This is a genomic window from Bacillus sp. KNSH39, assembly GCF_052656585.1.
The window spans coordinates 3,854,616-3,867,500 of record NZ_JBQXYO010000001.1 but is presented as its reverse complement, the minus strand read 5'-3'; the positions used below and the strand labels follow the sequence as shown (position 1 = coordinate 3,867,500).

General features: G+C 35.5%; 11 protein-coding genes. 5 read left to right on the top strand and 6 right to left on the bottom strand.

All coding sequences use genetic code 11. The features are described from left to right. Positions 1-42: 42 nt before the first annotated feature. From gyrA to dnaA, 6 genes are all read right to left on the bottom strand, one after another. Positions 43-2,514: a DNA gyrase subunit A gene (gyrA, locus tag ACUL40_RS19705; protein ID WP_001282864.1), complete on the bottom strand. Its 2,472-nt coding sequence runs from the start codon at positions 2,512-2,514 to the stop codon at positions 43-45. An 88-nt stretch (positions 2,515-2,602) separates the two neighbouring features. Then, the gene (gene gyrB, locus ACUL40_RS19700; RefSeq protein WP_000435982.1) at positions 2,603-4,525 is read right to left on the bottom strand and encodes a DNA topoisomerase (ATP-hydrolyzing) subunit B; all 1,923 of its coding nucleotides are present in this window, start codon (positions 4,523-4,525) and stop codon (positions 2,603-2,605) included. A gap of 38 nt (positions 4,526-4,563) precedes the next feature. Next, positions 4,564-5,691, bottom strand: a complete 1,128-nt coding sequence (recF, locus tag ACUL40_RS19695; RefSeq protein ID WP_000470745.1) for a DNA replication/repair protein RecF — start codon at positions 5,689-5,691, stop codon at positions 4,564-4,566. Between the two features lie 12 nt (positions 5,692-5,703). Beyond that, positions 5,704-5,916 carry a S4 domain-containing protein YaaA gene (gene yaaA, locus ACUL40_RS19690; protein ID WP_000821364.1) on the bottom strand — a complete coding sequence of 71 codons (213 nt, stop codon included), beginning with the start codon at positions 5,914-5,916 and terminating at the stop codon, positions 5,704-5,706. Positions 5,917-6,043: 127 nt separating this feature from the next. Continuing rightward, positions 6,044-7,189, bottom strand: coding sequence for a DNA polymerase III subunit beta (gene dnaN, locus ACUL40_RS19685; RefSeq protein ID WP_001212884.1), 1,146 nt, complete (start codon positions 7,187-7,189; stop codon positions 6,044-6,046). A 178-nt stretch (positions 7,190-7,367) separates the two neighbouring features. After that, positions 7,368-8,708 carry a chromosomal replication initiator protein DnaA gene (gene dnaA, locus ACUL40_RS19680; protein WP_000428017.1) on the bottom strand — a complete coding sequence of 447 codons (1,341 nt, stop codon included), beginning with the start codon at positions 8,706-8,708 and terminating at the stop codon, positions 7,368-7,370. 564 nt (positions 8,709-9,272) lie between these two features. On the opposite strand from dnaA, the gene rpmH reads away from it, so the two are divergent. From rpmH to mnmE, 5 genes are all read left to right on the top strand, one after another. After that, positions 9,273-9,407, top strand: coding sequence for a 50S ribosomal protein L34 (rpmH, locus tag ACUL40_RS19675; protein WP_000831901.1), 135 nt, complete (start codon positions 9,273-9,275; stop codon positions 9,405-9,407). Between the two features lie 76 nt (positions 9,408-9,483). After that, complete coding sequence (rnpA, locus tag ACUL40_RS19670; RefSeq protein ID WP_000726619.1) at positions 9,484-9,831, top strand: ribonuclease P protein component; 348 nt, start codon at positions 9,484-9,486, stop codon at positions 9,829-9,831. Between the two features lie 52 nt (positions 9,832-9,883). Then, positions 9,884-10,660 (top strand): YidC family membrane integrase SpoIIIJ, encoded by a 777-nt coding sequence (gene spoIIIJ / locus ACUL40_RS19665; RefSeq protein WP_000727734.1) that lies wholly within the window; start codon positions 9,884-9,886, stop codon positions 10,658-10,660. Beyond that, a complete protein-coding gene (jag, locus tag ACUL40_RS19660) occupies positions 10,657-11,274 on the top strand; it encodes an RNA-binding cell elongation regulator Jag/EloR (RefSeq protein ID WP_000111516.1) in 618 nt (205 codons plus the stop codon). Before spoIIIJ ends, jag begins: the two co-directional genes overlap by 4 nt. Before the next feature lie 226 nt (positions 11,275-11,500). Continuing rightward, positions 11,501-12,877 (top strand): tRNA uridine-5-carboxymethylaminomethyl(34) synthesis GTPase MnmE, encoded by a 1,377-nt coding sequence (gene mnmE, locus ACUL40_RS19655; protein WP_000393757.1) that lies wholly within the window; start codon positions 11,501-11,503, stop codon positions 12,875-12,877. The last annotated feature ends 8 nt before the right edge of the window (positions 12,878-12,885 follow it).

Genomic DNA, 12,885 nt, shown 5'->3' with positions numbered 1-12,885 from the left:
AGTATTATTATAAAAAAATAAAGAGAGGGAAAATCCCCTCTCTTATTCTTCTGAAGAAACCTCTTCACTCGTTTCTTCCTCTTCATCTTTTTGTGCTTTTGCTACCGTCGCTACCTCTTGGTCTTCCTCTAATCGAATTAGACGAACACCTTGTGTATTACGTCCCATTTGAGAGATTTGATCAACTGGCATACGAATAATAACGCCTGCCGCTGTAATTAACATAATATCTTCTTCACCTGTAACAGACTTAACAGCTACTAATTTACCGTTCTTATCTGTAATGTTACAAGTTTTCAGACCTTTACCACCGCGACTTTGCAGACGGTATTCATCAATCGGTGTACGCTTTCCGTAACCATTTTTCGTTACAATTAGAACATTTACATCCTCTTCGACAATTTCCATACCTACAACTTGGTCTTCATCGCCCAACGTAATAGCTTTAACACCTGCAGCATTACGTCCCATAGAACGAACATCTTGTTCATTGAAACGAATTAGCATACCGTTACTTGTCCCGACAATAATATCCTTATCACCCGATGTTAAACGTACAGATATTACTTCATCCTCTTCACGAAGAGAAATTGCAATTAAACCATTTGTACGTATATTTGCAAATGATGAAAGTGGCGTTCTCTTAGAAACCCCTTGTTTTGTCGTAAAGAATAAGAACTGATCGTCACCAAATTCACGAATCGGAATAATAGCGTTAATCCACTCACCCTTATCTACCCCTAATAGGTTAATAATTGGTAGTCCTTTTGCAGTACGACTATACTCTGGAATTTCATATCCTTTCGTACGGTATACTTTACCCTTGTTTGTAAAGAATAAAATATGATCATGAGTAGACGTTGTTAATAAATGTTCAACAAAGTCATCATCATTCGTACCCATTCCTTGCACACCACGTCCCCCACGGTTCTGTGTTTTGTACGTAGAAGCTGGTAACCTCTTAATATAACCGTTATGAGTTAACGTAATCGCAATGTTTTGTTCAGGAATTAAATCTTCATCTTCAATAAATTCCATACCGCCAATTGTAATTTCTGTTCGTCTCTTATCATTGAAACGCTCTTTTACTTCTGTTAATTCTTCACGAATAATCTCAAGAACTTTTTCTTCATCTGCTAAAATCGCTTTTAATTCAGCAATTAACTTCATTAAGTCTTGATATTCTTGCTCAATTTTTTCACGTTCTAATCCAGTTAAGCGTTGCAGACGCATATCTAAAATCGCTTGCGCTTGTTTCTCACTTAAACCAAAACGTTCCATTAAGCCTTGCTTTGCAATATCTGCCGTTTTTGAACTACGAATTAACGTAATAACTTCATCAAGATGATCTAAAGCTATTCGTAATCCTTCTAAAATATGAGCACGTGCTTCTGCTTTTTCTAATTCATAAGCAGTACGTCTACGAATTACTACCTTCTGATGCTCTAAATAATGATATAGATTTTGTTTTAAATTTAGTACTTGTGGCTCCCCATTTACAAGAGACAACATATTAATACCGAAACTTGTTTGAAGCGCTGTATGTTTATATAGATTGTTTAATAGTACGTTTGCATTAGCATCACGACGTACTTCCATGACAATACGCATACCATTACGATCTGATTCATCACGTAAATCTGTAATACCTTCAATTTTCTTATCGCGAACTAATTCTGCGATTTTTTCAATTAATCGCGCCTTATTAACTTGATAAGGTAGTTCAGTTACGATAATAGATTGTTTACCGTTTGACTTCTCTTCAATTTCAACCTTAGCACGAAGCATAATGGAACCGCGACCTGTTTCATAAGCTCTTCGAATTCCACTTCTTCCTAAAATTAAACCTGCCGTCGGAAAGTCTGGACCAGGAATATATTCCATCAATTCTGCGATAGTAATATCAGGATTATGACTTAATGCCAGCACACCATCAATTACTTCGCCAAGCTGATGCGGCGGTATATTTGTTGCCATACCAACAGCAATACCTGTTGTACCGTTTACTAATAAATTAGGGAAACGCGCTGGTAGTACTATCGGTTCTCTTTCGGAACCATCATAGTTATCTTGATAATCAATTGTATTTTTTGAAATATCACGTATTAATTCCATAGAAATCTTAGACATTCTTGCCTCTGTATAACGCATTGCTGCTGCTGAATCTCCATCTACAGAACCGAAGTTACCATGCCCATCTACAAGCATATAACGTTGACTAAAATCTTGCGCCATACGTACCATTGTTTCATAAACGGCTGAATCACCATGAGGGTGATACTTACCGATTACTTCACCGACAATACGTGCTGATTTCTTATACGCTTTATCAGCTGTAATTCCTAAATCATTCATCGCATATAAAACCCTACGATGCACAGGTTTTAATCCATCACGAACATCTGGTAATGCACGAGATACGATAACACTCATTGCGTAATCTAAAAATGAGGTACGCATTTCATGACTAATATTAATTTCTCGAATTCGTGCTTGTTGTTGATTGTCTGACATCAACGAGCACCTCCTCTTACATTTCCGTTACACATACATTGATTTATATGTAGAAGACAGGAATACTTAGATTCCTGTCATTACTCATTTAAATATCAAGGTTCTTCACGTATTTTGCATTCTCTTGGATAAAGTTACGACGCGGTTCTACTTTATCACCCATTAAAATTTCAAACGTTTCGTCTGCTTCTATTGCATCTTGAAGAGAAACTTGAAGTAACGAACGTACTTCTGGATCCATTGTCGTCTCCCATAGCTGAGTTGGATTCATCTCCCCAAGACCTTTATAACGTTGAATTCCTGGTTTCGGCTGGGCTGGTAGCTCAGCTAAGATTTTTTCAAGTTCCTTATCGTTGTAAGCATATTGAATTTTTTTACCTTGTTGTATTTTAAACAATGGCGGCTGTGCAATATAGATATAACCACACTCAATTATTTGACGCATATAACGATAGAAGAACGTTAATAATAGGGTACGAATATGTGCACCATCAACATCGGCATCGGTCATAATAATAACTTTATGATAGCGTGCTTTTTCAATATCGAAGTCTCCACCAATATTTGTACCGATTGCCGTAATAATTGTACGAACTTCATCATTTGATAAAATCTTATCTAAGCGCGCCTTTTCCACATTAATAATTTTACCCTTCAGCGGTAAAATTGCTTGGAAATGACGATCGCGTCCTTGTTTTGCAGATCCACCCGCAGAGTCACCCTCTACGATGTAAATTTCACTAATTGCTGGATCTTTCGAAGAGCAATCAGCTAATTTACCAGGTAAACTTGAAACTTCTAACGCACTCTTTCGACGTGTCAATTCACGCGCTTTTTTCGCAGCTACACGTGCACGTGCAGCCATCGTACCTTTTTCTACAATTTTTCGCGCTACATTAGGATTTTCTAGTAAGAACTTTTCAAATGCCTCTGAGAATACAGACTCTGTAATTGTTCTCGCTTCACTATTCCCAAGTTTTGTCTTCGTTTGTCCTTCAAATTGTGGATTTGGATGCTTGATTGATACAATTGCTGTTAAACCTTCACGAACATCCTCACCAGTTAAATTACTGTCCGCATCTTTTAAAATGCTATTTTTACGACCATAGTCGTTGATTACACGAGTTAAAGCTGTTTTAAAACCTACCTCATGTGTACCACCTTCATACGTATGGATGTTATTCGTAAATGAGTAAATATTATTTGTGTATCCTTCGTTATATTGAAGAGAAACCTCAACCTGAATACCATCTTTTGAACCTTCTACGTACACAGGCTCTTCATGAATCGGTTGTTTTGAGCGATTTAAATGCTCAACGTATGATTTAATTCCACCTTCGTAATGGAATTCTTTCTTTTGCTTATGTTCACGTTTATCTTCAATTGTTAATTTAATATTACGATTTAAAAACGCTAATTCACGCATACGAGTTGCTAGCGTATCAAAATCGTATACTGTTGTTTCTTGGAAAATTTCCGGATCTGGTTTAAATCGAGTTATTGTTCCTGTTTGATCGGTGTCACCAATGACTTTTAAATCCGCAACCGGAATACCTCTTTCGTATTTTTGGTAATGGATTTTACCTTCACGATGTACAAATACTTCTAATTCTGTTGATAGAGCATTTACAACCGATGCCCCAACACCATGTAAACCACCAGAAACTTTATAACCGCCACCGCCAAATTTACCACCGGCGTGGAGAACAGTCATAATAACTTCTACAGCTGGACGTCCCATTTTTTCTTGTATACCAACCGGAATACCACGCCCATTATCCGTTACACGAATACTATTATCTTCTTCGATACTAACATTAATTTCATCACAATAACCTGCAAGTGCTTCATCAATACTATTATCTACGATTTCCCAAACAAGATGGTGAAGCCCTTTTCCACTTGTAGATCCAATATACATACCAGGGCGTTTCCGAACTGCCTCTAGTCCTTCAAGCACCTGTATCTGACTTTCATCATATGCATTTTCTTGCATTTGCTTTTGTTCCATTGACACAAAGATCACCTACTTTTCCATTTAAACAGGGGTTATTCCCTATCTATTTCACAATCTACAGTGCCGTTCGTTACATGAATTGTTTTCGCTTCTTTTAATGTTTCGTGTTCAATTCCGTCGACACTCGTCGTTGTAACAAATGTTTGCACTTTTCCTTGAATTGTATTTAAAAGATGTGATTGACGATAATCATCTAATTCTGATAAAACATCATCCAACAAAAGGATTGGATATTCTTTAACCTCTGAATAAATCAATTCAATTTCAGCTAATTTTAGGGATAGTGCGGTCGTTCGTTGTTGTCCTTGCGAACCAAAGACTTGAACATTTTTACTATTAACGAAGAATTGTAAATCGTCACGATGAGGACCAATTAAAGTCGTACCACGGAAAATTTCACGTTGTTTCACAGATTGAAAACTTTCATAGTATACTTCTTTTATTTTCGACAAATCCATTGATTCTGATACATCTACACTTGGTTTATAGACAATTTCTAACTCTTCTAATCCACGGCTTATACCTCGATGAATTGGAGCTGCCCATTCCTGTAGCAAATGCAAAAATTCAAAACGTTTTTGCAGTATTTTCGCACCATGCTCAATTAGTTGAAGTGTAAATACATCCAACATCGTTTCCTCATTCTTACTATTCCCTTGCATTTTTTTCAACAAGTGATTTCGTTGCGTGAGCACCTTTTGATATTGACTTAATTCATACAAATATACAGGAGCTATTTGTCCTAATTCCATATCTAAAAAGCGTCTTCTTACTTGAGGGCTTCCTTTTACAAGATTTAAATCTTCTGGGGCAAACATGACAACGTTCATCACGCCAATATATTGACTTAACTTTTGCTGTTCAAGTTGATTTAATTTTGCCTTTTTACCTTTTTTCGAAATATTTAATTCCAAAGACAAAGAACTGTTTCTTTTTTGTAATTTCCCTTTTATTTGACCAAAATCTTCATCCCAGCGGATAAGTTCGCGATCATTAGAGGTTCTATGAGATTTCGCCATCGCTAAAACATAAATAGCTTCCATCAAATTTGTTTTCCCTTGCGCATTTTCGCCGATAATTACATTTACCTTATCTTCAAAGGAAAGCTCTAATTTTTCATAATTGCGATAGTTTTTTAATTGTATTTCTGAAATAAACAAAGGGCTCCCCCTTTATGCCTGAACTTGGAAAGTTCCGCTTCCTGGAATTTCAATAACATCATTCGCATATAGTTTGCGACCTCTTCTATTTTCAAGTTCGTTGTTCACGTACACTTCATATTCTTGTAAAAACCATTTTACAGCGCCACCTGTATCAATTACATCAGCTAACTTTAAAAATTGTCCTAGTGTAATATACTCTGTTGAAATTTTAATACGTTTCATAAAATCGCTCACTTTCTGAAAGTGTTCATTCTTTCATTGTACTAAATAAACTAGCATTAGGAAAGTAATACCCAAAAATCAAATAAGGGCCACTAGCATCTTTAAACTAGCAACCCTTATTCCTTACCTAGTAAGTACGAACCGGTAAAATTAATTGAATAATTGAATCATCATTTACTGTACGAATTAAGAACGGTCTCATCGCCCCAGTAAAGCTAACTTTAATCTCTGTACTATCCAAAGCTTTCAATGCATCCATCATATATTTTGCACTAAAAGATATTTTTAACTCTTCTCCATCTACTTTTTCGCATTGTACTTCTTCAACAACTTTTCCGATTTCTGGTGAATTCGAAGAAATCTCTAGCATTTCTTGCTCTAAAGTTGATAATTTAACAACGTTATTGCGGCCATCTCTTGCTAATAGTGAAGCGCGATCAATTGCTTGTAGGAATTCTTTTGTATTCACAAAAATATCCGTTTTACTCTCTGCCGGAATTAAACGTGTCGTATCAGGATAATTCCCTTCTAACAATCTTGAGAAGAATAATAAATGTTTTGTACGGAATAATACTTGATACTCCGTAATAACGATATCTACCATTTCTTCAGACTCATCTAAAATTTTACTTAATTCATTTAAGCTCTTACCTGGGATAACAACATTAGCTTGGAATTCATCTGCAATGTTATGTCCTTCAATTTTTGCTTTTCGAAGTGCCAGCCTATGACTATCTGTTGCAATACAAGTTAACTCGCTGTTATATACCTTCCAGTTTACACCTGTCAAGATTGGTCTTGTTTCAGAAGTAGAAACTGCAAATACAGTTTGTCTGATCATATGTTTAAGTAAATCTGTTGGTATCTTAAATACATGATGTTCTTCAATCTGTGGCAATAACGGATATTCTGCAGAATCTAAACCATTTAAGTTAAACTCTGATTTTCCAGATTTTATTTTTGTCATAAAATGATTTTCTACAGAAATTTCGACAGTGTCTTTAGGTAGTTTTTTTACGATCTCACTAAAATATTTTGCCTGTAAAACAATGCTTCCTGATTGAGCTATTTCTACGATTTCTTTTCCATCTTCTTCGACTGGAATAAACGATTCAATTGAAATATCAGCATCGCTTCCTGTTAATGTAACTCCTTCTTCAGTTGCTACAACTTTAATTCCCGTAAGAATTGGGATTGTTGTACGAGAAGAAACTGCCTTCATTACATCTTGTACACCTCTTACAAGATAGTCTTTTTGTATTGTAAAACGCATAAAGAAAAACCTCCGGTAAGTATAAGATTTTATTTAATTAATAAAGATAAAAAATAGTAGTAATAGTAATAGGGCTTGTGGATATGTGGATAACCCCGCTAAAGGATGTAAAAACAGTCTATCTACATGTGGATAGACTGTGCGTAAAACAAGGTAAGTTATTCACACTATTCAGCTACTACTTTAAAATACCATTAATTTCTTCAACTTGCTTTTGTAATTGCGTATCGGTTTTTAGTAGTTTAGAGATTTTTTCATGGGCATGGATAACTGTTGTATGATCACGTCCACCAAATTCTTCACCTATTTTTGGTAAAGAGGAATCTGTAAGTTCGCGCGATAAATACATTGCAATTTGGCGAGGAAACGCAACTGATTTTGTACGTTTTTTCGCTTTAAAATCTTCTAATTTCACTTGATAAACGTCCCCGACAGCTTTTTGAATATCATAAATAGAGATAATTTTCGGCTTAGAATTTGGAATAATATCTTTAAGTGCTTCAGCTGCTAAATCAGCATTAATATCTTTATTAATTAAAGATGAATAAGCTACAACTCGGATAAGTGCACCTTCTAATTCACGAATATTTGAATCAATTTGATTTGCGATATAAAGCATAACTTCATTTGGTATATCAAGCCCTTCAGCTTTTGCTTTTTTGCGTAAAATCGCAATTCGTGTCTCTAAATCTGGCGGCGTAATGTCTGTAATAAGTCCCCATTCAAAGCGGGAACGAAGACGATCTTCTAAAGTTGGAATTTCTTTTGGTGGTCGGTCACTAGAAATTACAATTTGTTTACTTTCTTCGTGTAATGCATTAAATGTATGGAAAAACTCTTCTTGAGTCTGTTCTTTTCCAGCAAGAAATTGAATATCATCTATCAATAAAACATCTACGTTACGATATTTATTACGAAAATCAACAGCTTTATTATCACGAATAGAGTTAATAAATTCATTTGTAAATTTTTCTGATGATAAATATACAACTTTTGCATTTGGATTATGTTCAATTACATAATGACCAATTGCGTGCATTAAATGTGTCTTTCCAAGTCCAACTCCCCCGTAAATAAAGAGTGGATTATACGCTTTAGCTGGCGCCTCAGCTACAGCTAATGAAGCTGCATGGGCAAAACGGTTACCAGAGCCAATAACAAATGTATCGAATGTATATTTTGGATTTAACATGCTCTGTGGTAAATGAGCTGAATCATCTTGTGCTGGATTCGGCTTAACTGGAGGCAGATCAATGTCCTCTTCAGCTTGACTTTGGGGAATAATAAAGCGAATTGCTAATTTTGCCCCTGTTAAATCGTATAGTGTTTCTGAAATTAGTTCGGAGTAATGAGATTCTAGCCAGTCACGAGCAAATTCATTCGGAGCTGTAATCGTTAATACGTCTTTCTTCAAGTTATGAGCCGTTGTGGATTTTAACCATGTCTCATAACTAGGCTTGCTTACCTTTTTTTCTAATTCTTTTAAGGCACTATTCCATAAATCAGAGATATTTTCCAAAGGTGTCCCTCCTTTACTAAGTTGGTAAAAGAATAAGGTTGCGCAACAAATGTACAACCTAATAAATATAAAATGTATATTTATACGAAACGTATTTTAAAACCTAAAAACGTCGTTTGTATATGAGATAGGGTTTTCGACAAAAAAAGCAAATGTGGACAACTATTTACCCACATGTGATTAAAACTGTCCACATGTTATACACAAATTGTGGATAAGATAAAGATGTGGAAAACTTATTCAAAGTGAAAACACAACTATAATATCAAAAAAAAGTGGCTATAGCAATGAATTTAAGAAAGTTATCCACAAAATCAATACCTTGTGGAATAAACTTGTCCACAACACGATATACTGTGTAAAAGTGCGAAAAAAGTTTGTGGATATAAAAAGCGCGAAAAAATATTTATCCACAAGGAAATATAGGTGCTGTGAAAAAGTATGTGAATAGGTTCAAAATGAATATTTGATGAAAATTTCTAGAACCATTGACATTTTCCTAGTTAATTAACTATAATTTATAGGACTGTCTTTAACAGATATTCCTCAGGGAGGTGTCATATAATGAAAAGAACTTACCAACCAAATAAACGTAAGCGCAGCAAAGTACATGGTTTCCGCAGCCGTATGAGCACAGCGAACGGACGTAAAGTGCTAGCAGCTCGTCGTCGTAAAGGAAGAAAAGTATTATCTGCGTAGACCACTGATCGTTCAGTGGTCTTTTTTTCTAATAATAGTGAATTTCCGCTGATGAAATACAGGAGTGTCAATTGATATGAAGAAAAAACATCGTATAAAGAAGAATGATGAATTCCAGGCGGTTTTTCAAAAAGGAAAATCAAATGCAAATCGTCAGTTTGTTGTATACCAATTAGATAAAGAAGAACAGCCAAACTTTCGCATCGGCCTTTCTGTTAGCAAGAAAATAGGAAATGCAGTAGTTCGTAATCGAATTAAGCGCATGGTCCGTCAGGCTATTACAGAGTTAAAAGATGAGATAGCTTCTGGAAAAGATTTTGTTATAATAGCAAGGAAGCCTTGTGCAGAGATGACATATGAAGAAGTAAAGAAAAGCTTAATTCATGTCTTTAAACGCTCTGGTATGAAAAGAATAAAAAAGTAGCGTAAGGAAATGAATTACACTATATACATACCGATACAAGGAGGAGTAGGCTTTGAAAAAGAAATTAGGTTTACTAGCCATGCTTATTGCATTAATGGCGATTACTGCTGGCTGTAGTGAAGTAAATCAGCCAATTACACCAAAAAGCACTGGAATTTGGAATGAATACTTCGTATACCCGCTTTCTCAGTTAATCACGTATTTTGCAAACTTATTTAACAGTAATTATGGTTTAGCAATTGTTGTTACGACTCTTATCATTCGTTTTGCGTTATTACCATTAATGATTAAACAAACGAAGAGTACGAAAGCGATGCAAGCGTTACAACCGGAAATGGTGAAGTTAAAAGAGAAATATAGCTCTAAAGATCAAGCGACACAGCAAAAACTGCAGCAAGAAATGATGCAGTTATACCAAAAAAATGGTGTAAATCCATTAGCTGGTTGTTTACCAATCTTTATTCAAATGCCAATTCTGTTCGCTTTTTATCATGCAATTATGAGAACAGCTGAAATTAAACAACATAGTTTCTTATGGTTCGATTTAGGACATGCAGACCCGTTCTATATCTTACCAGTCGTTGCAGCAATTACGACATTTATTCAGCAAAAGCTTGCAATGGCAGGAACAGCTGGTCAAAATCCACAAATGGCAATGATGCTTTGGCTTATGCCGATTATGATTTTAATCTTTGCAATTAACTTCCCAGCTGCATTATCACTTTACTGGGTTGTTGGTAATATCTTTGGTATTGCTCAAATGTACTTTATTAAAGGGCCAGAGATTAAGGCTAGTAAGGCTGGTAAGGCTGGAGGCTCAAGCAAGTGAGTGTAATTACTGCTAAAGGACAAACAGTCGAGCTGGCAGTAGAGGATGCTTTAAGGCAATTAAATACATCAAAAGATCGAGTAGATATAAATATTGTCGATGAGGGTAAAAGGGGATTCTTAGGTTTATTTGGGAATCGCCCTGCAGTAGTAGAAGTTGTATTGAAGAAAGATCCAATTCAAGAATGTGAAGAATATTTAAGAAATGTTATTCACGATATGGGTGTGGAAGTCGAGATTAGTAAAATTGTAAAAGGACGCGAAATCGAATTTACAATTTCTGGTGATAATGTAGGTGTTTTAATTGGTAAAAGAGGTAATACATTGAACTCTTTACAGTATTTAACAAAACTTGTCGCGAATCGTAACACGAAGCAGTATATCGGTATTACACTAGATGCTGAAAATTATCGTAGTAAAAGAAAAAGTACGTTAGAATCACTTTCTTATCGATTAGCGAAACAAGTATTTAATACGAAAAAAAGAGTTATTTTAGAACCAATGCCATCTTTTGAACGAAAAATTATTCATCAGGCATTATCAAATCATCAAGGTATCAATACAACTTCTGAAGGAAATGAACCACATCGGCATGTTGTAATATCTCCTAAATGACCGGTTGCTCAAATGAGTGCCGGTTTTTTTGAGCGGAAAATAGATGTGGATAACTAAAAAACACTAAACTTATCCACTGTGAATAAGTTTAGTGTTTTTTACATGGGGATATAATAAAATGAGTTATTCTTCTTTTGTAGATAGGTTCGTTATGGTATCCTAATAATTTAGTGAAAGAAATAATCATGTTGAAATAGAGATAAATAAGCAAGTGAGGTGAAAGGACATGGAATTTGATACAATTGCTGCGATTTCCACAGCGCTTGGAGAGGGTGCAATTGCCATTGTTCGAGTAAGTGGGGATGATGCGGTTGAGAAAGTTGATCGTATTTTTAAGGGGAAGGATTTAACAGAGGTTCCTTCTCACACTATTCATTATGGTCATATTGTTGATTTAGATACAAATCAAGTTATTGAAGAAGTTATGGTGTCTATTATGCGCGCACCAAGGACTTTTACACGTGAAAATATAGTGGAAATTAACTGTCACGGTGGACTTGTTTCAGTAAATAAAGTATTGCAACTTATTCTAGCACAAGGAGTACGATTGGCAGAACCGGGCGAATTTACAAAACGTGCTTTTTTAAATGGACGTATCGACTTATCACAAGCAGAAGCTGTTATGGATTTGATTCGAGCAAAAACAGATCGTGCGATGAATGTAGCAATTAATCAAATGGAAGGGCGATTATCTAAATTAATTGGTCTTTTGCGTCAAGAAATATTAGAAACATTAGCTCATGTTGAGGTAAATATAGATTATCCAGAATACGATGATGTAGAAGAGATGACACATAATATTTTAATTGAGAAAGCGACGCATGTTCGTTCGGAAATCGAAAAAATATTAGAAACATCAAAACAGGGGAAAATTTTACGTGAAGGTATTGCTACAGCAATTATCGGTAGACCTAACGTTGGGAAATCATCGTTATTAAATAGTCTTGTTCAGGAGAAAAAGGCAATTGTAACTGATATTGCAGGAACAACTCGTGATGTTATTGAAGAGTACGTTAACGTGCGTGGTGTACCTCTTAAACTTATAGATACAGCCGGTATTCGGGAGACAGAAGATGTTGTTGAACGAATTGGTGTGGAACGTTCAAAAGAAATGATGAGCCAAGCGGATTTAGTATTAGTTGTTGTCAACTATAGCGAGGCTTTAACAAATGAGGATGAAGATCTATTCCGTGCGGTACAAGGAAAAGACTTTATTGTTATTGTGAATAAGACTGATTTACCGCAAGCGATTGATATGGAACGTGTTACAGAGTTAGCCGCGGGAAATCGTGTTATTACAACATCCTTAATTGAGGAACAAGGAATAGATGAACTCGAAAAGGCAATAGCTGATTTATTCTTTGAAGGAACAATCGATTCTGCAGATATGACATATGTTTCTAATGCGAGACATATTGGATTATTAACACAAGCAGGAAAAACAATCGGTGATGCAGTTGAGGCGATTGAAAATGGTGTACCAATTGATATGGTACAAATTGATTTAACAAGAACGTGGGAAATACTTGGTGAAATTACTGGGGACACAGTGCATGAAAGCTTAATTGACCAGTTGTTCTCTCAATTTTGTTTAGGAAAATAATATAGTGA

Bases quoted from the DNA above. Each gene is read 5' to 3' on its own strand.
- gyrA (WP_001282864.1), bottom strand. From the start codon at position 2,514: ATGTCAGACAATCAACAACAAGCACGAATTCGAGAAATTAATATTAGT.
- gyrB (WP_000435982.1), bottom strand. From the start codon at position 4,525: ATGGAACAAAAGCAAATGCAAGAAAATGCATATGATGAAAGTCAGATA.
- yaaA (WP_000821364.1), bottom strand. From the start codon at position 5,916: ATGAAACGTATTAAAATTTCAACAGAGTATATTACACTAGGACAATTT.
- dnaN (WP_001212884.1), bottom strand. From the start codon at position 7,189: ATGCGTTTTACAATACAAAAAGACTATCTTGTAAGAGGTGTACAAGAT.
- rpmH (WP_000831901.1), top strand. From the start codon at position 9,273: ATGAAAAGAACTTACCAACCAAATAAACGTAAGCGCAGCAAAGTACAT.
- rnpA (WP_000726619.1), top strand. From the start codon at position 9,484: ATGAAGAAAAAACATCGTATAAAGAAGAATGATGAATTCCAGGCGGTT.
- mnmE (WP_000393757.1), top strand. From the start codon at position 11,501: ATGGAATTTGATACAATTGCTGCGATTTCCACAGCGCTTGGAGAGGGT.